The sequence below is a fragment of the Cephaloticoccus primus genome, from assembly GCF_001580015.1.
Classification (GTDB): Bacteria; Verrucomicrobiota; Verrucomicrobiia; order Opitutales; family Opitutaceae; genus Cephaloticoccus; species Cephaloticoccus primus.
On record NZ_LSZQ01000034.1, the window covers coordinates 1 to 17237 of the forward strand.

General features: G+C 65.0%; 15 protein-coding genes and 3 tRNA genes. 9 read left to right on the forward strand and 9 right to left on the reverse strand.

All coding sequences use genetic code 11. From position 1 onward, the window contains the following. Positions 1-81: 81 nt before the first annotated feature. From ureE to ureG, 3 genes are read left to right on the forward strand one after another with little or no spacing between them, the layout of a single operon-like run. Positions 82-657 (forward strand): urease accessory protein UreE, encoded by a 576-nt coding sequence (ureE, locus tag AXK11_RS04380; RefSeq protein WP_068629702.1) that lies wholly within the window; start codon positions 82-84, stop codon positions 655-657. Between the two features lie 52 nt (positions 658-709). Beyond that, on the forward strand, positions 710-1450 hold the full coding sequence (locus AXK11_RS04385) for an urease accessory protein UreF (protein ID WP_068629704.1): 741 nt from the start codon (positions 710-712) through the stop codon (positions 1448-1450). Beyond that, entirely contained in the window at positions 1447-2073 is a 627-nt protein-coding gene (gene ureG, locus AXK11_RS04390; RefSeq protein ID WP_068629706.1) for an urease accessory protein UreG, read from the forward strand. The genes AXK11_RS04385 and ureG overlap by 4 nt, the downstream gene beginning before the upstream one ends. Before the next feature lie 413 nt (positions 2074-2486). Here ureG and AXK11_RS04395 read toward each other — a convergent pair whose 3' ends face one another. Together AXK11_RS04395 and xseB are read right to left on the reverse strand one after the other, a co-directional pair. Further along, on the reverse strand, positions 2487-4592 hold the full coding sequence (locus tag AXK11_RS04395; RefSeq protein WP_082780887.1) for a 1-deoxy-D-xylulose-5-phosphate synthase: 2106 nt from the start codon (positions 4590-4592) through the stop codon (positions 2487-2489). 134 nt (positions 4593-4726) lie between these two features. Then, on the reverse strand, positions 4727-5011 hold the full coding sequence (gene xseB / locus AXK11_RS10185; RefSeq protein ID WP_231865756.1) for an exodeoxyribonuclease VII small subunit: 285 nt from the start codon (positions 5009-5011) through the stop codon (positions 4727-4729). Positions 5012-5063: 52 nt separating this feature from the next. On the opposite strand from xseB, the gene AXK11_RS04405 reads away from it, so the two are divergent. Beyond that, entirely contained in the window at positions 5064-6320 is a 1257-nt protein-coding gene (locus tag AXK11_RS04405) for a M48 family metallopeptidase (RefSeq protein WP_068629710.1), read from the forward strand. Between the two features lie 407 nt (positions 6321-6727). On the opposite strand, the gene gatB is transcribed toward AXK11_RS04405, so the two are convergent. The 7 genes from gatB to rpmI all read right to left on the reverse strand — a co-directional run bounded on the left by gatB (position 6728) and on the right by rpmI (position 14839). Further along, entirely contained in the window at positions 6728-8230 is a 1503-nt protein-coding gene (gatB, locus tag AXK11_RS04410; protein ID WP_068629712.1) for an Asp-tRNA(Asn)/Glu-tRNA(Gln) amidotransferase subunit GatB, read from the reverse strand. Between the two features lie 82 nt (positions 8231-8312). After that, entirely contained in the window at positions 8313-9899 is a 1587-nt protein-coding gene (locus AXK11_RS04415; protein ID WP_082780886.1) for an amidase family protein, read from the reverse strand. Positions 9900-10004: 105 nt separating this feature from the next. After that, positions 10005-10289 carry an Asp-tRNA(Asn)/Glu-tRNA(Gln) amidotransferase subunit GatC gene (gatC, locus tag AXK11_RS04420; protein ID WP_068629714.1) on the reverse strand — a complete coding sequence of 95 codons (285 nt, stop codon included), beginning with the start codon at positions 10287-10289 and terminating at the stop codon, positions 10005-10007. A 35-nt stretch (positions 10290-10324) separates the two neighbouring features. Next, positions 10325-12826 (reverse strand): phenylalanine--tRNA ligase subunit beta, encoded by a 2502-nt coding sequence (gene pheT, locus AXK11_RS04425; protein ID WP_068629716.1) that lies wholly within the window; start codon positions 12824-12826, stop codon positions 10325-10327. Between the two features lie 24 nt (positions 12827-12850). After that, positions 12851-13903 (reverse strand): phenylalanine--tRNA ligase subunit alpha, encoded by a 1053-nt coding sequence (gene pheS / locus AXK11_RS04430; protein ID WP_068629719.1) that lies wholly within the window; start codon positions 13901-13903, stop codon positions 12851-12853. 241 nt (positions 13904-14144) lie between these two features. Beyond that, positions 14145-14537, reverse strand: coding sequence for a 50S ribosomal protein L20 (gene rplT / locus AXK11_RS04435; RefSeq protein ID WP_068629721.1), 393 nt, complete (start codon positions 14535-14537; stop codon positions 14145-14147). 107 nt (positions 14538-14644) lie between these two features. Continuing rightward, entirely contained in the window at positions 14645-14839 is a 195-nt protein-coding gene (gene rpmI, locus AXK11_RS04440) for a 50S ribosomal protein L35 (RefSeq protein ID WP_068629723.1), read from the reverse strand. A gap of 406 nt (positions 14840-15245) precedes the next feature. On the opposite strand from rpmI, the gene AXK11_RS04445 reads away from it, so the two are divergent. The 5 genes from AXK11_RS04445 to AXK11_RS04465 all read left to right on the forward strand — a co-directional run bounded on the left by AXK11_RS04445 (position 15246) and on the right by AXK11_RS04465 (position 17190). After that, a tRNA-Lys gene (locus AXK11_RS04445) sits at positions 15246-15320 on the forward strand. A 94-nt stretch (positions 15321-15414) separates the two neighbouring features. Beyond that, positions 15415-15489 (forward strand) — tRNA-Thr (locus AXK11_RS04450). A 49-nt stretch (positions 15490-15538) separates the two neighbouring features. Then, a tRNA-Gln gene (locus AXK11_RS04455) sits at positions 15539-15612 on the forward strand. Between the two features lie 438 nt (positions 15613-16050). Continuing rightward, on the forward strand, positions 16051-16716 hold the full coding sequence (locus tag AXK11_RS04460) for a MotA/TolQ/ExbB proton channel family protein (protein WP_068629725.1): 666 nt from the start codon (positions 16051-16053) through the stop codon (positions 16714-16716). A 54-nt stretch (positions 16717-16770) separates the two neighbouring features. Further along, on the forward strand, positions 16771-17190 hold the full coding sequence (locus AXK11_RS04465) for an ExbD/TolR family protein (RefSeq protein WP_068629727.1): 420 nt from the start codon (positions 16771-16773) through the stop codon (positions 17188-17190). The last annotated feature ends 47 nt before the right edge of the window (positions 17191-17237 follow it).

Consider the following 17237-nt stretch of genomic DNA (forward strand, 5'->3'; position numbering starts at 1 on the left):
CCTCACAGTCAGGGCAGCATTTCACCCTTAAAATATCGCTAGCTTCCGCTCTAGCTAGGAATTAGCTTAAAAAGGCACTCTATGTTGGAACTCTCCTCTCTGTACGACGGCCCGCAGGCCGCCACTGACACGCTGGAGCTGGACTTCGATGCGCGCAGCAAAAGCCGCCAGCGCGTCCGCCTCGGCAGCGGCGAAGAAGCGGCCCTGCTACTGGAGCGCGGCACACTGCTGCGCGGTGGGCAGAAACTCCGAGCCAGCGATGGCCGGATCGTCGCCGTGGTCGCCGCCGCAGAAGCCCTGCTGGAGGCGCGCTGCGCGGGTACTCTCGCGCTCGCTCGCGCCGCCTACCACCTCGGCAACCGTCATGTGATGGTCGAGATCGGCGAGGGGGGCCTGCGGATCCAGGCCGATCATGTCCTTGAAGCCATGCTGCGTGGCTTGGGCGCAGACGTGCGCGCCATCCGCGCCGCATTTGAGCCGGAGGCCGGCGCCTACTCGCACGGGCATTCGCACAGTCACGGCCACAATAACGCGCAACCACACGATCATGAGCACACTCACGCTCACACGCATTCGCATGCTCACGGCGAAGTCGGCGTAGCGAACGGGGCGGGTGGGCAGGGAGGGGCGAAAATTCACATGATGGGCGGGGAGTGAAGCCGCGCCTCATCCCTCCCGCCTTTCCCACGCTCTCGCCCGCTCAACACGCATGCCGCTTTCGTCCCAGCCCGAGTCGTCGCCGCTCCCGCCGCTTCTCTCGCTCGTCCGGCTCTTGCAGCTCAGCAGCCCGACGCTGCCGGTTGGCGCTTACACTTACTCGCAGGGCCTGGAGTGGGCGGTCGAGTCCGGCGCAGTCGGCGACGAGGCGGGAGCCGCCCGCTGGATCGGCGACGCGCTCAGCCACAGCATGGCGCAGCTGGAAGCACCGCTCGTTGCGGCTCTGCTCGCGGCTTGGCGCGAGGGGGAGGAGGGAGGGGCGAGAGGTGGTGCCCGTGTGGCCGCGCTCAATACCGAGTTTATCGCCACCCGCGAAACGATGGAGCTGCGCGCCGAAACCGTGCAGATGGGCTGGTCGCTGCGCAGGCTGTTGTCCGGGCTCGACGCGTTTGCGGCATTGCCGGGCTGGCGCGCGCGACTGCTGGCGATTGAGGAGCCGGCTTTCCCGACAGTCTGGACTGCCGCGGCGGCGGCTTGGGAAATCACCGCCGATCAGTCCCTAGCCGCATACCTGTGGGCGTGGCTGGAAAATCAGGTGATGGCCGCAGTGAAGGCGGTCCCGCTGGGCCAGAGCGCGGGGCAGCGCCTGCTCGCGACACTGGGTGCGCGCATTCCTGCGCTGGCGGCCGAGGCGGCGGCGCTGCCCGAAGCGCAGTGGAGCAACTTTTCGCCCGGGCTGGCGATAGCCAGCAGTCGCCACGAAACCCAATACACGAGACTTTTCCGATCATGACACCTATCCATCAACCCCTGCGCGTCGGCATCGGCGGCCCGGTCGGCTCCGGCAAGACGGCGCTGACGCTGGGCCTGTGCCGCGCCCTGCGCGACCGGTACAGCATCGCGGTCGTTACCAACGACATTTACACCGCCGAGGACGCGCAGTTTCTCGTGCGCCACGAAGCGCTGCCTGCCGAGCGCATCATCGGCGTGGAGACGGGCGGCTGCCCGCACACGGCGATCCGCGAAGACGCCTCGATCAATCTGGAAGCCGTGGATCGGCTCCATCGGCGTTTCCCCGATCTGGAGCTCATCTTTGTCGAGTCCGGTGGCGACAACCTCTCGGCGACCTTTTCGCCCGAGCTCTCCGACCTGACGCTCTACGTGATCGACGTGGCCGCAGGTGACAAGATCCCGCGCAAAGGCGGCCCGGGCATCACCCGCAGCGACTTGCTCGTCATCAACAAAACCGACCTTGCGCCGCTGGTCGGCGCCTCGCTGGACGTGATGGCCCGCGACGCGCGTCAAATGCGCGGCCCGCGCCCCTTCCTCTTCTCCAATCAGAAAACCGGCGAAGGCCTCTCCGAAATCACCACCTTCATCGAAACCCAAGGGTTGCTCAAAAAACACACTGAGTGAGCGGATTTTGCTGCACTGCGCGTGGGGCGGTGGTCGGTGACCACTTCCATTTAATTTGCGATTTTGCCCGTGCGCTTCGCGCCCAAACAAAATCGCAAATTTAACGGGATATCCCCCTGTCGTTTCACGACAGGGGAAGGAGCTTCAAATGCGATTGGAGGCGCAAACCCATTTGGGCGCGGTCTTCGACCGCTTTACTTTGCGGCGCACTCGTTGGTGCGTCGTCCTGTTCTTTTGTACCGCGTACGATCCCCAAGCTTGACTGAACATTGCTGACCGGAGGTCAGACTCATTCTACTGTGCGGTTTGCTTGGCGGGCGTTCCGCCCGCCAAGCAAACCGCACAGTAGATGGGTGCAGGCACCGCCTGCCGCCGCCCGCGCAGGGCAGTCTGAAGTTATTGGCCGCTGCGCGTCAGCGCAGCGCGTTCAGCCGCTGGTGGGCGGTGAGGATGCGGGTGTAGAGCGTTTCGGGGGCAAGGCCGTGGGCGGCGCGGAGTCCCGCGACGTTGCTGCCGTGGCCGATGAATTGGTCGGGCCAGCCGATGCGCTCGACTGCTGTTTGGCTGTCGGCGTCTTGAAGGGTTTCGAGCACGGCGGTGCCGAAGCCGCCGCTGGCGACGTGGTCTTCCAGCGTCACGATGAGGGGGCAGGTGGCCGCTTGCGCGAGGAGGAGCTCGTGGTCGAGGGGCTTGGCGAAGCGGGCGTTAACAACGGCGGCTTGCAGCCCGGCTTCGGCGTGGAGCCTCTCGGCGAGCGCGAGTGCATCCTGAAGCATCGGGCCGAGGGCCCAGAGGGCGAGGTCGCTGCCTTCGCGCAGTACTTCGGCTTTGCCTAGCGGGAGCACGGCGGGAGCGGGCTTGACCGGCGTGCCGGGGCCGGTGCCGCGCGGATAGCGAATGAAGGCAGGCCCTTCGTGCCGCAGCGCGGTGTGGAGCATGTCGACGAGTTCGTCTTCATCCTTGGGCTGCATGAGTGTGACGCCGGGCACACAGCGCAGGTAGGCGATGTCGAACAGGCCGTGGTGGGTGGGGCCGTCGTTGGCGGAGAGGCCGGCGCGATCCATGCAGAAGACGACGGGCAGCCGTTGCAGGCAGATGTCGTGGATGATCTGGTCGTAGGCGCGCTGGAGGAAGGTGGAGTAAATCGCGACGACGGGGCGGATGCCCTTGGTGGCGAGTCCGGCGGCGAAGAGGACGGCGTGCTCCTCGGCGATACCGACGTCGAAAAACTGCTCGGGGAGCGCGGCTTTCAGGTGGTTGAGGCCGGTGCCGCTGGGCATCGCGCCGGTGATGCCGACGATGCGCCGGTCTTCGCGCGCGAAGCGGGTGAGCGCGCGGCCAAAAACGTCTTGATAATTTTCGCGCAGTGGCGGGAGGGCGGGTGCCGTCGGGAGTGGCGGGGTTGCGGCTGCCGCCTTGGCGAGCGCGCGTGGGGCGCCCGGTTGGTCGCTGGCCTTCGAGGCCGCGGCAGGTGAGGCCGCGCGAATCGCTTCTCCGGTCTGCGGGTCGTAGGGGCTGGCGCCGTGAAACTTCTCAGGGTGGTCGACTGCTACCTGGAGTCCCTTCCCTTTTTTGGTGAGGACGTGCAGGAGGATCGGCGTGTCGGCGTTTTTGGCGAACTCCAGGTTCTTGGTGAGTTCGTCGAGGTTGTGCCCGTCGATGGGGCCGATGTAGCGCAGCCCGAATTTTTCGAAGAGGCTGGATTCGACGAAGAAGTCCTTGGTCTCGCGTTTCCACTTGGTGAAGAGGCGGTGCATGTCGGCGCCGCCGGGCAGGCTGGTGAAAAACTTCTCCAGGTCGTGGTGTGCGCGGTTGTAGGCGCGGCTGGTGGTGAGCCGGTTCAGGTACTTGGCGATGGCGCCGACGTTGCGCGCGATGGACCACTCATTGTCGTTGAGGATGACGATGAGCCGCTTGGTGGAGGTGACGATGTTGTTGAGCGCCTCCATTGTGATCCCGCAGGTGAAGGCGGCGTCGCCGCAGATCGCGACGACGTGCTCGCTGGTGCCGCGCAGGTCGCGCGCAGTGGCCATGCCGAGTGCAGCAGAGAGGGCGGTGCCCGCGTGGCCTGCGCCGAAGGCGTCGTGCGCACTTTCGTCGCGCGAGAGGAAACCGCTGGCGCCGCCGCTCTGGCGCAGTTTTTGGAAAAACGCGCCGCCGCGCCCGGTCAGCAGCTTGTGGATATAGCCCTGGTGCGAGACGTCGAAGACGAACTGGTCTTGCGGCGTATCGAAGACGCGGTGCAGCGCGATGGAGAGCTCGACGACGCCGAGGTTGGGGCCCACGTGACCACCGGTCGCGGAAGTGACGGCGATGATCTGGTCGCGAATCTCCTGCGCGAGCTCGGGGAGCTGCCCGGCGGTGAGGGCCTTCAAGTCGGCGGGGCTGTGGATGCCTGAGAGCAGGGCACCGCGCGGGGCGCGGGGCGCGCAAAAATCGTCGGCTGCGGTGGCGGGGGCGGGCTCGGTGGCGGCGGAGCTTGAAACGTCGGCTGTGGTGGCCGGGGCGGGAGCACTCATCGAAAAAGGAAGGCGGGGAGAGTAAGCGGGGCGGGCGGGCGGATCGGTGGCCAAGTGGCCAGTGCGTCGTTGGGCAAGCGGCAGGGCGTGGAGGGCAGTTGTGCGCGCGCGGAGGGGGGGCGGCAGCGGGCGGGTCAGTCTTCGCGGCCCACCTCAAAGGCCTCGAACTTGGCGGGCTTTCCCTCGGCTTGCCTGAGTTGCTCGATCTTCAGCTCGGCCTCCTTGAGGCGGCCTTGGCACTGCTTGAGCAGACGGTTGCCCTCTTCAAACTGGGTGACGAGCTCGGCCAGCGGTACCTTGCCGCCCTCCATCGAGGCGATGACTTGCTCCAGTTTCTTGAGAGCATCTTCAAATGAAAGTTCGGGCTGCTGGGAGTCGTCCACGCTGCGGGACGATGCGGTGGGGCAGGGCCATTTCAAACTATCTTTGGACTGGCGGAAGGGGCAGGTGGGCCCTGCACTGCGGGGCTATATGTCTCCCGTGCTTTTGGTTGCCCTCGGCTTGCTGGTGCTGCGCTTGGTGGCGGAGTGGATCCTGGCCGCGCTTAATTGCGCAGAAGTGCGCCGCCACGCGGAGCGGCCGCCGGCAGCGGTGGCCTCGATCATGGATGAGGCGACGTACAGGCAGTCGGTGGCCTATACCTTGGCGCGCTCGCGCTTCGGGCAGTTTTCCTCGCTCTACGATTTTTTCGTGCTGGCGCTGGTTCTGGTCGGCGGAGTGCTGCCCGCACTTTACGATACGGTGGTGAGCTGGGGCGGGAGCGGCGCGGGGGAAGCGGTGTGGACGCGCGCGGCGTTTCTACTGCTGGTGGGGCTGCTGCTGTCGATCCCGGGGCTGCCGTTTGATTGGTGGTCGCAGTTTCGGCTGGAGCAACGTTACGGCTTTAACAAAGCGACGCCCGCGCTGTGGCTGAGCGATAAACTGAAGGGGCTGCTGCTCGCGCTCGTCATCGGGTTTCCACTGCTGTGGTTGCTGCTGTCGCTCGTGGGCTGGGTGGGGCGCGGATGGTGGCTGTGGGGAGCGGCGCTTTTGTTCGGGCTTCAACTCCTGATGCTGGTGCTCTACCCAAAGCTGATTTTGCCGCTCTTCAATAAACTGAGCCCGCTGCCCGAGGGGGAATTGCGCGAGCGGCTGCTGGCGATGAGCGAGCGCGCGGGGTTTCGCGCGGCGGCGATTGAGGTGATGGATGGCTCGAAACGCTCGGGTCACTCGAACGCGTTTTTCACGGGCTTCGGGCGGTTTCGGCGGATCGTGCTGTTTGACACCCTGATCGCGCAACTGACGCCCGAGGAGCTTGAGGCGGTGCTGGCCCACGAGATCGGCCACTACCGGCGCGGGCACATCCCGCAGCGGTTGGCGGTGGCGGCGCTCACGCAGTTTGGCGGCTTCGCGTTGATCGCCTGGCTGGCGCAGAGCAACTGGTTTAACCCAGCCTTCGGGTTCCCTCTCGGCGAGCTCGCGCCGACCTTGCTGCTCTTCGGGCTGCTGAGCGGCGGGGTGACGTTTTGGCTGTCGCCGCTGGGAAACTACTTTTCGCGCAAGCACGAGTACGAGGCCGATGCCTTTGCACGCGACGCGATGGGCGGCGGCGAGGCACTCGTCAGCGCGCTGCACAAACTCGCGCAGAAAAACCTCAGTAACCTGACCCCACACCCGTGGTACAGTAGCTTCTACTATTCGCACCCGACGATCCTGGAGCGGGAGCGCAGCCTGCGCTCGGCCCAGTAAAAGCGTCGAAGGCCTCCACCGCGCGTGGGGCGGGGTCGCAGACCCACTTATTTTGCGAGCCGCTCGTTGGCGGCTCGTCAGTGGCGCCCCGTGCCATTCAATTTGCGATTTTGCCCGTGCGCTGCGCGCCCGCCCTCCTGCCCAAAATCGCAAGTTTAAAGCCCCCCCCAGTCGCCGTTGCGACAGAGGAGCTGCTCACAACGCGAATGGAGCAAAAACCCATTTAGGCGAAGTTTTTGGTTAACGGGTAAATCGCCGCCTGGAGGTATTTCCCAACTGTGCGGCTTGCTGTGCTGTGCAGAATGCACGGCACGCAAGCCGCACAGTAAATGGGTGCAGGCACTGCCTGCCGCCGCCCGCGTAGGGCCGCCCTCCCGCCCCGCGCGTAGCGTAGGGCTGCGACCGATTTACTCTGCGAGCAGGCGGCGCAGGGTCTCGTCGACTTCGCGCGGGTTGGCCTTGCCGCGCGCGGCTTTCATGACGGGGCCTTTCAGTCCGTTGATGGCGCTCTCTTTTCCGGCGCGAAATTCGGCCGCCGCCTTTGCGTTGTTCGCGATTGCCTCGCGGCACCACGCTTCGAGGTCGCCCGAATCGGTCGGCTGTGCGAGCAGGCCCGCGCGCTCGGCGACGGCGAGCGGGGCTTCGCCGCTGGCAAAGGTTTGCGCGAAAACTTCTTTGGCTGCCGGGCCGAGCAGCTTGCCGCTCTCGACCAGCTCGACGAGCTCGGCGATGTGCTCGGGCCGCATCTTGACCTCGGCAAGAGCGAGCCCTCCCGCCCCTCCCGTGCCCTCCGCTCCCGCAGCTCCTCCCGCCTTGAGCTCGCGCAGCAGGTCGTTGGCGATCCAGTTGCCGATTTGTTGTGCGCGCGCCTTTCCGGCGGCTCCTCCCGCCTTGACTGCGGCCTCGAAGTACTCGGCCAGCGGGCGATCCCAGATGAGGACAGAGGTCAACGTGTAGGGGAGCTCATAATCGCGGAAGTAGCGGCGTTGCCGGTCAAAGGGCAGCTCGGGGCAGCTCGCGCGCAGCCGCGCCTTCCATGCCTCATCGACCTGCACGGGCATCAGGTCCGGGTCGGGGAAGTAGCGGTAATCGTGCGCCATTTCCTTGGTGCGCAGCGACTGCGAAGCACCGGTCAGCCCATCGTAGTCGCGGGTTTCCTGGACGATCGTGCCGCCCGACTCGATGAGGGCGACCTGCCGCTTGATCTCGTGGTCGATGCCCGCGCGGACGTAGGAGATGGAGTTGAGGTTTTTCAGCTCGACCTTCGTCCCGAGCCCGGTCGCACCCACGGGCCTTATAGAGATGTTCGCATCGCAGCGCATCTGGCCCTTCTCCATGTCGCAGTCGGAGATGCCGCCCTGCACAATCGCTGCGCGCAGCGCGGTCAAGTACGCGTAGGCTTCCTCTCCGCTGTGCAGCGCGGGCTCGGATACGATCTCCATCAGCGGCGTGCCCGCGCGGTTGTAATCGACGAGCGAATCAGTCGCGCCGTGGCTGCATTTGCCCACGTCTTCTTCGAGGTGGATGCGCGTGAGCGGGATCAACTTGTGCTCGCCCATGAGGTTGCGCGCGGGGCCGGGGAGCTCGATCTCGACCGCGCCGCCGAGGCAGATCGGCTGGTCGTACTGGGAGATCTGGTAGTTCTTCGGCGAGTCGGGATAGAAGTAGTTTTTGCGATCCCATTTGCAGACGGGCGCGATCTCGCAGCCGAGCATGAGGCCGGCCTTGATGATGGCGTCGAGCGCCGCGCGATTCATGACGGGGAGCGCGCCCGGGAGCGCGAGCACGGTCGGGTCAGTCAGCGTGTTTTCCGGTTGCCCGTAGCCCGTGGCCACGCGGGTAAACATCTTCGAGTGCGTGCGGATCTGCACATGCACTTCCAGGCCGATGACTGCTTCGTAATTTGCCATGTGAGGGGAGAGTGTGGGCGGGCGGGAGGAGGGGCTGGGAAAAGTGGAACGGGGGTGAGATGCGGGGGCCCGGAGCAACCGGTTAGAGCGCCGGCCTGCGGCGGCACCAGTCGTGCGCCGATTCGTAGGCGTGGGCGATTTTGAGCAAGTCGGCCTCGGCGAAGGCTTGCCCGATCAATTGCAGGCCGATCGGCAGCCCGCTGCTGGTGAAGCCGCAGGGCAAGCTGATCGCGGGCAGTCCGGCGAGGTTCGCGCCAATCGTGTAAATGTCGCAGAGGTAGAGTGCGAGTGGGTCGGCCTTGGCCCCGATCTCAAAAGCGGGCGCGGGCACGGTCGGCGTGATCAGCGCATCGACCTGCTCGTAGGCCTTGAGAAAATCCTGCGTGACCAGCCGCCGCACTTTTTGCGCGCGCAGGTAGTACGCGTCGTAGTAGCCGCTGGAGAGCACATAGGTGCCGAGGATAATCCGGCGCTTGACCTCTTCGCCAAAGCCTTCGGCGCGCGACTTGAAGTACAGGTCAATGATGTCGCGGGCGCCCTGCGCGCGGTGGCCGTAGCGGATGCCGTCGTAGCGGGCGAGGTTCGACGACGCCTCGGCCGTCGCGAGCACGTAGTAGACGTCGAGGCAGTAGCGCGTGTGCGGGAGCGACACTTCGACGATCTCGCAGCCTTGCTCGCGGTAAAACGCAATCGCCGCTTCGACCGCGGCGGCGACTTCGGGGTCGATCCCTTCGCCGAAATATTCCTTTGGCACGCCGAGCCGGCGGCCCGCGCAAAGTGCGCCAGCAGGTGCCAAAGCCGCATTGGCCGCTCCGCCGCTACTGGCGGGGCTCCTCTGCCCGAGCGTTTCCCCCGCGCCGAAAAGCGCGGCACGATAGTCGGGGATCGCGGTTTTAAAGGAAGTCGAGTCGCGCTCGTCGTGTCCGGCGATTGCCTGGAGCAGGAGCGCGGCGTCTTCCACGCTGCGCGTAAACGGGCCGATCTGGTCGAGCGACGAAGCAAAGGCGATCAGCCCGTAACGCGAGACAAGCCCGTAGCTGGGCTTTAGCCCCACCACACCGCAGAGCGCAGCGGGCTGGCGGATCGATCCGCCAGTATCCGAGCCGAGGGCTGCAATCGCCTCGCCCGCGGCGACCGCCGCCGCGCTGCCGCCCGAAGAGCCGCCCGGCACGCGGGTGAGATCCCAGGGATTGTGCGTGGTCTGCGTGGCGGAGTTTTCCGTCGAGGAGCCCATCGCAAATTCGTCGAGATTGAGGCGACCCCAGAGAACGGCGCCCGCGTTTTTGAGCCGCTCGGCAACCGTCGCATCGTAGGGCGAGACGAAGTTGGCGAGCATCCGGCTCGACGCGGTGAGCGGCTGGTCGCGCACGGCGATCACGTCCTTCAGGCCAATCGGGATGCCGTCGAGCGGGCCCAGCACCTGGCCCGCAGCGCGGCGCGCATCGGAGCGGGCAGCCTGCGCCAGCGCGTCTTCTTCGTCGCGCGAATTGAAGGCCCGCACCTGCGGCTCCACGGCACGCGTGCGCTCGATCACCGCACGGGTGAGCTCCACCGCGCTAAGCTCGCCGCACGCGAGGCGGGCACCGAGTTCACCGATTGTTTGGTAATGAAGCGGAGCGGAAGAGGCGGCTTGGGCGGAGGGAGGGACGGGAGGGGCGGCAGTGCTCATTCGCAAAAGAGAGAAAAAAAGAAGACGGCCCGGAGGGCGCGGAGATGGGAGGAACAGGCAATGGGCGTGTGAGGGGAAGCCGCGCTCGGGAGCAGCGCGCGCTCTCTAGTCGATGATCTTGGGCACGGAAATCATGTTGCTGCGGTGCGCCGGCGCGTTGCGCAGCACCTCGGCCACGGGCAGCCCGGCGCGCGCGACGTCCTCTTGCCACACGTTGGCGAGCGGCTGTGCGTGCGACATCGGCTCAATGCCGCTGACATCGACTTGCTCAAGCTGGTGGATGTGGTGGAGCACGTCGCCGAGCTGGCGGGAGAATTTTTGTTTCTCCTCGGGCGTCAGCGCGATGCGGGCGAGCTGCGCCACGCGGTCGATATCGATTTCTTCGGCCATGATGTAGGGGGCGGGAGGGTGCGTGCGTTTTCTCGTTAGCTGCGGAGGCGGTAGCCACTCCCCTGGAGCAGCTCGTCCTGAAGACGCTGGAAGGCGGCGTTGACCTCCTCGTCGGTCAAGGTGCGGTCCTCTGCGCGAAAAACCAGGCTGAAGGCGAGGCTCTTCTCCGCCTCGCCAAGGCCCGGGCCGCGATAAACATCGAAGAGCGATACCGCCTCGACCGCGAAGCGCGTGCCCGCTGCGGCGCGCGCCGCCTTTTGCAGCTGCTTGCGCACAGTCTCCGCGGGCAGCTCTGCGGGGACGACGAGCGCGAGGTCGCGCTGCGTAGTCGGGTACAGGCTGAAGGGCGCGAAACGGCGGCGTGCCTGCGCGGCGGCCGCGAGCTTTTCCGGCACGATGGAGAACGAGCCACCGTAGACCTGCCCCTCGATGCCGAGCGACTTTACGAGCGCGAGATCGAGCAGCCCGAGCTGCGCCGCCCAGCCCTGTTTTCCCAGATCTCCCGCGGTCGCCGCGTGGCCTTCTTGCCAGCCGAGCTCGCCCCCCGCTGCGAGTTGGAGCGGCTGCCGCGCAAAGTCGATCCCCGCCATTTCAGCGAGCGCAGCGACCAAGCTTTTGGTCGTGTAAAAATCGGCCGGCTCGCGCTTGAGCCAGCGGCGCGCGCCGTCCTCGGCGATGATGAAGGCCGCTGAAGCACACTCGTAGTTTTGGCCGTTGCTCTCGACGAACACGCGGCCCACCTCGCAGAGCCGCTGCACGGCGGTGCCGCGCGATTGGTTGAGGTGCAGCGTATCGAGCAGCCCGAGGATCAGCGTCGGGCGCAGGTGCGATTGATCGGCGACAAAAGGGTTTGCCAGCGCGAGCTCGGCGGCAGCCGTTTGCGAAACCCAGGTGCTGAGCTCCTTGCCCGAGCGCAGCGTGTAGTTGGCGCATTCCTGAAAATCGTGCCCGACGAGGAACTCGGTCGCGCGGCGATTAAACACGACCGCAGGCGCATCCTCGGCGAGCAGCCCCGGGCTGACGACGCGGCCTGCGGGGATTTTCTCGGTGCCGTAAACGCGCAGCACTTCTTCGACGAGGTCGATGGGCCGGTCGAGGTCCTGCCGCCAGCTCGGGATCGCGAGCGTCCAGGCCGGGCCGCGGCTCTCGGTCGGCTCTTCCCGGGTGATGCGCAGCTCCAGCGACTCGAAGGCCGCGCGCATGTCAGCAGAGGGAATGTCGAAGCCGAGTTTTTCGCAGATGTAATCGTGCGTGACGACGACCTCGCGCTGCCAGGGTGCTTCGCCGCCGATCTGGTAAACGGGGCCCACCACCGCGCCGCCCCCCTGCCCCTCCTGCCCCGCCCCTCCCGCCGTGGCAAGGATCAGGTCGACCGCGCGCTGCGCCGCCTCGATGGAAGTGTGCGGATCTACCCCGCGCTCGTAGCGGTAAGACGAGTCGGAGCTCAGCCCCAGCCGCCTGGAGGTGCGGCGGATGCTCTGCCGCTTAAACACGGCGCACTCGAGCACGATGTCCGTCGTCTCCGCGCTGACGCCGGAGGTTTCGCCGCCCATGATGCCCGCCACGGCCAGCGGCTTTTCCGCATCGGCGATGACCAGCGTGGGCGGCTCCAGCTCGCGCGCCTTGCCGTCGAGCGTGGTGAGCAGCTCGCCCGCGTGCGCGTGGCGGATGCGGAGCTGCTGCCCCGCAATGCGCGCCGCATCAAAGGCGTGGAGCGGCTGACCGTACTCCAGGAGCACGTAGTTGGTGACATCGACGATGTTGTTGATCGGGCGCAGGCCGACCGCGCTCAGGCGCGCCTGGAGCCAGTCCGGGCTGGGCCCGACCTTCACGCCCGAAATGACGTGCGCGCTGTAGAGCGGACACTCGACCGGCGTATCCACCTGGACGGAGGCGAGCAGGTCGCGCCGCTCGGGCGCGCCTTCCGCCGGGCCGCGAAACGTCACCTGCGGGTAATTGAGCGGCAACTTGAACCACGCGGCGAGCTCGCGCGCGAGGCCGAGGTGCGATTGGCAGTCGGGGCGATTGGGCGTGATCTCGACGTCGAAAACGGTGTCGCCCGCAGGCAGCACCGCATTGGCCGGCGCGCCAGGGGCGGGAGGTGCGGGCTCGCCGGAGAGGATGAGAATCCCGTCGTGATCTTCGCCGAGGCCGAGCTCCGCACTCGAACACAGCATCCCGTCGGAGACCTGGCCGCGGATTTTCGAGGACTTGATCTTGAAGTCCCCCGGGAGCACCGCGCCGGGCAACGCCGCGACGACGCGCGAGCCCGCGTTGCAGTTTGGCGCCCCGCAAACGATCGTGCGCACGCCCCCGTGCTCGGGGCCGACATCGACCGTGCACACGGAGAGCTTGTCGGCATTCGGGTGCTTTTCGCGCGTGAGGATGTGGCCCACGACCACGTTTTCGAGCGGCGGCAGCCCCGTTTGCAGGACAGCCTCGACCTCAAAGCCGAGGAAGGTAATCGCCCGGCTGATCTCCTCGGTCGAAGCCTCCAGCGCGATGTAGTCTTTTAGCCAGTTAAGGGAAATTTTCATAGCGTTGTGTGTGCGGCCCGTCGCTCAGGCAAATTGGGATAAGAAACGCAGGTCGTTTTGGTAAAAGTAGCGGATGTCATCGATGCCGTAGAGGAGCATGGCGATCCGCTCGATCCCCATGCCAAAGGCGTAGCCGCTCCACACTTCGGGGTCGTAGCCCACGTCGGCAAACACCGTCGGATCGACCATGCCGCAGCCGCCGATCTCGATCCACTCCTTGTTCACTTTCGGCAAATGGCGCGCGCTCAAGTCCACCTCGAAGCTGGGCTCGGTGTAGGAGAAATAATGCGGGCGGAAGCGGGTCTTGGTGTCCTTGCCGAGCAGCGACTCGAAGAGGTAGTCGAGCAGCGCCTTCAGGTCGCGCACGGTGACGCCCTTATCGACGTAGAGGCACTCCAGTTGCTGAAAGTTGGCGGAGTGCGTGGCGTCGGTCGTGTCGCGCCGGTAGACACGGCCCGGCGAGACGATCCGGATCGGCGGCTGGCCCTTGAGCATCGTGCGGATCTGCACCGAAGACGTGTGCGTACGCAGCAAGTACTGCTCCTGCGGGCTCTTCTTCGCCACGTTGGCAAAGCGCGCTGCGGGCGGCAGGTAAAACGTGTCTTGCGTGTCGCGCGCGGGGTGATCGGCGGGCGTGTTGAGCGCGTCGAAGCAGTAGTACTCGGTCTCGACCTCGGGCCCATCGGCGACGGTAAACCCGACCTTGCGCAAGATGCGGCTGAGCTCCTCGCGCACGGCCGTGAGCGGGTGAAACGCGCCGCGCCCGAGGTCGGGCGAAGGCAGCGTCGGGTCAATCGGCGGGCCGAGGCTGGCGCGCAGTTCGGCGGCCTCGATCCGCGCCAGCGCCGCGTCGAGCAGCGCCTGCACTTCGACCTTGGTTTGGTTGATGAGCTTGCCGAGCGCGGGGCGCTCCTCCTTCGGCACGGTGCCCATTTTTTTCATCTGGGCGGTGAGCTGCCCGTTGGGGCCGACGTAGCGGGCCTTCGCCGCCTCAAACTCCGCGCGGCTGGGCAGCGGCGCCGCTGCGGCAAACTCGGCACGCGCAGCAGAAACAATCTGATCCAAAGTGTGTTGCATGGGAAAAAGGGATAACGGAAGGACGCGCGGCCAGCTTCGGCAAGGAGGCGTGGAGCGCACGCACGCGCGAAACGGTCGATGTGGCTAAACGATATGCAGAGAAGTGGCTAAAAAAAAAGAGGACGGCACCTCGGTCGAGGCCCGTCCTCCGATAAATCGTGAGACTTGGGGGGGCGGCCGTTTCGCACGGCGGCGATAAAAAACGCGGCGCACGAGGCCGCCCGTACAAATCAAAGGAAGATCAAGCCTTGGCGGCAGCCGCAGCGGCGGCGGCCTTGGCTTTCAGGGCCTCCTGCGCCTGCTTCACGAGCTGGGCAAAGGCAGCGCCATCCTCAATCGCGAGGTTGGAGAGCACGCGGCGGTCGAGCTCGATTTGCGCGGCCTTCAGCCCTTCCATGAAGCGGCTGTAGCTGATGCCCGCTTCGCGGCAGGCGGCATTCAGGCGCACGATCCAGAGCGCGCGCATGTCGCTCTTCTTTTTGCGGCGGGCGATGTAGGCATGCTGCCAGGCATGCTTGACGGCGTCGTTCGCGTAGCGGAACAGCCGGGACTTGTTGCCGAAATAGCCTTTGGCGTATTTCAGGACTTTTTTGCGGCGCTTGCGCGACGCGGGGGAGTTGGTTGCACGAGCCATGTTGGTTTTCCTTTATTGTTAGTCGCTGGCGGGTCGGCTGAGAGGATCACCCGTCGAGCGAATTTTTTGTGAGTTACGCTTGTTTTGATGCGGTCGTTTTCCCCAGCTCACAGCCCGTGAGGCAGGCAACGCTTGAGCGGCGCGGCGTGCCCCTCGGCGAGGGCCTTGGGCTGCCCGAGACGGCGCTTCTGCTTCGAGCTCTTGGTCGAGGCGATGTGGCGCGTCCCTGGCGAACGGTGCATCAGCTTCCCGCTGGCGGAAAGTTTGAAGCGCTTGGCAACGGACTTCTTGGTCTTTTGCATGAGAAAAGCGGAGGAAGGCACAGGCCCACTCCGCGCTTGTAAAGGGAATTTCCCGCCGCCCGGGGCATTTGTGTGTTCCAAACTCGTTAACCAAAAAAATCCGCCCCAGCGGGAAACCCATTGGGGCGGATTTTTTGGTTAACGGCTAAATCTCTGCCCGACCGAAGGTCGGGGGAGCAACCGTGCCGCTTGTGAGTTGTGCGGAACGCACGGCTCGCAAGCGGCACGGTAAATGGGTGCAGGCACCGCCTGCCGCCCCACGCGCAGTGGGAGTCGCAACCCCATTTATTTGGGCGAGCCGTTTTTAAGCAGTTCTCACACCCGCGCCGAAAAATTGCGCGCCGAGCACGCGAACGCTGTTGACACGGCTGGCACGAGCTCACGTTTTCTCCCGCCTCTGATTTGCGGCTTCCTAGCTCAATGGTAGAGCAGTTGACTCTTAATCAATTGGTTCGGGGTTCGAGTCCCCGGGGAGCCACCAACAGAACCTCTTTTTCCCGCACGCGATTCCCCTCCCCCCCTCAGTCGCTGCGCGAGCCGCTCCTTCTCAAAACCTTTTCTCAGCACTTTCTAGCGCCGACGTAGCTCAACGGTAGAGCACCTGTTTTGTAAACAGGCGGTTGCGGGTTCGATTCCCATCGTCGGCTCCAGTTTTGGCAGGGCACTCGCTCCGAGGCCCATGCCTGAGTGTGATCCCACTGCCTGGTGGTGTAATGGTAGCACAGCAGATTCTGACTCTGCTTGTCTAGGTTCGAATCCTAGCCGGGCAGCCATCACCTCGACGCACTGAGAACCCCACCTAATAAGCGACTCTTCCTCCCCCTAATTTCGCTAGTAGTCGCCGTACACAATCTGCTTTCTCCCAACCTTCGAGGTTGACACTGCCCAACCCCAAATCCCTAACTGCGGACTCCTCCCGAGTCGCCAACCCGCTTCCCGGCGAGAGGCCCCAGCCCTACCTCCAATTTTGGAAACGCAAGCAATAGACGAACAACTGAACGTTTCCCGGACCAAAGCGTCCGAACCTTGGCCGGTCCCCACAAACTAACGCGCCACAGCCCCAACCGCAGCATACCCGCCGCCGCTCCGCGCGCACGCCTGCCCTCCTTCGTAATCGCGACTCTCTCTCATCAACCCCATATCTGATCTCCAAACTACTTAATTCTTCCCATCTTCTACATTAATCCTCTAACCCGAACTCATTCATACTTATGATTACCCAACTACTGCCGGTGGCGTTCCTTATGAACCTGACTCTCATGGAGTTGTTCATCCACGGAGGGCCCATCATGTGGCCGATTCTGCTGACCTCCTTCATCGCCATCACGGTCATCGTCGAGCGCATCATCTTCATCATCCGCGAGAACAGTAGTCGGGAGGAAGCGGCCGTAGAACTCATTCTGGATAAGGCCGAGAAAAACGACATCGAAGGCGCCATCGCCGTCGGCAAGAAGAGCTCGGACTTCGTCGCACGCGTCCTCGTTTACGCGCTGGAGCACCGCGAGTCCTCTTTCGCCAACGCGCTCGTCCGCGCCTCGAACCGCGAGCTCGCCCGCTTCCAGCAGGGCCTGCCCACCCTCGACACCGTTATCCCGATCGTCCAGCTCATGGGTCTGCTCGGCACGGTCACTGGTATGATGCGCGTGTTCGGCGCGCTGGGCGAAGGCGACATCGCCGCCAATGCCTCGCAAATCACTGGTGGTGTGGGTGAAGCGCTTATCGCCGTGGCGACCGGTCTGGCCATCGCCATCACCGCCATGCTGCCCTTCAACTACCTGAACACTCGGGCCGAGCAGGCGAAGCACGACCTGGCGGACGCCGCCAGCGCCCTCGAAATCATCCTCCACAAGCACGAGGCAGTGGCGACCGCTCGCTAAGAGCGGCTGCCCCCCCTCCTGCTTTAAAGCCAAACAGCACACACACTCCTCCGTATGACCGGTGGCACACAGGGTGGCGGCCCCAAGAAGGCGCGCATTGAGATTATCCCTCTCATTGACGTGATCTTCTTCCTGCTCGCCACCTTCATCCTCTTCACCCTCTCGCTCAACACACCGGGCGGCCTGCGGGTCGCGCTGCCCCGGTCGGAAACCGGCGAGCCTCGCGATCCCTCCAACTCAGTGACCATCACCGTAACCGATGAAGGCACACTGGCGTGGGATAAAGACCCGGTGACGCTCGACGAATTCCTCGTCCGGCTGCAAACCTACGTGGCTTCCGAGGCCAATCCCAAAGTGCTTATCAATGGCGACGAAAACGCCTTCTTCAGCCAGGCCATCTACGTCTTCGACGAAGTGCGTAAAGCCGGCGTGCAGAAGGTCTTGATCGAAACCCGCTTGGCCAGGGCTGACTAGGGGCTTGGGGCGCTTCCTTACCTCCTTTCCTCAAGCGCCCCCCCCCC

Bases quoted from the DNA above. Each gene is read 5' to 3' on its own strand.
- ureE (WP_068629702.1), top strand. From the start codon at position 82: ATGTTGGAACTCTCCTCTCTGTACGACGGCCCGCAGGCCGCCACTGAC.
- AXK11_RS04385 (WP_068629704.1), top strand. From the start codon at position 710: ATGCCGCTTTCGTCCCAGCCCGAGTCGTCGCCGCTCCCGCCGCTTCTC.
- ureG (WP_068629706.1), top strand. From the start codon at position 1,447: ATGACACCTATCCATCAACCCCTGCGCGTCGGCATCGGCGGCCCGGTC.
- AXK11_RS04395 (WP_082780887.1), bottom strand. From the start codon at position 4,592: ATGAGTGCTCCCGCCCCGGCCACCACAGCCGACGTTTCAAGCTCCGCC.
- AXK11_RS04405 (WP_068629710.1), top strand. From the start codon at position 5,064: ATGTCTCCCGTGCTTTTGGTTGCCCTCGGCTTGCTGGTGCTGCGCTTG.
- gatB (WP_068629712.1), bottom strand. From the start codon at position 8,230: ATGGCAAATTACGAAGCAGTCATCGGCCTGGAAGTGCATGTGCAGATC.
- AXK11_RS04415 (WP_082780886.1), bottom strand. From the start codon at position 9,899: ATGAGCACTGCCGCCCCTCCCGTCCCTCCCTCCGCCCAAGCCGCCTCT.
- gatC (WP_068629714.1), bottom strand. From the start codon at position 10,289: ATGGCCGAAGAAATCGATATCGACCGCGTGGCGCAGCTCGCCCGCATC.
- pheT (WP_068629716.1), bottom strand. From the start codon at position 12,826: ATGAAAATTTCCCTTAACTGGCTAAAAGACTACATCGCGCTGGAGGCT.
- pheS (WP_068629719.1), bottom strand. From the start codon at position 13,903: ATGCAACACACTTTGGATCAGATTGTTTCTGCTGCGCGTGCCGAGTTT.
- rplT (WP_068629721.1), bottom strand. From the start codon at position 14,537: ATGGCTCGTGCAACCAACTCCCCCGCGTCGCGCAAGCGCCGCAAAAAA.
- rpmI (WP_068629723.1), bottom strand. From the start codon at position 14,839: ATGCAAAAGACCAAGAAGTCCGTTGCCAAGCGCTTCAAACTTTCCGCC.
- AXK11_RS04460 (WP_068629725.1), top strand. From the start codon at position 16,051: ATGATTACCCAACTACTGCCGGTGGCGTTCCTTATGAACCTGACTCTC.
- AXK11_RS04465 (WP_068629727.1), top strand. From the start codon at position 16,771: ATGACCGGTGGCACACAGGGTGGCGGCCCCAAGAAGGCGCGCATTGAG.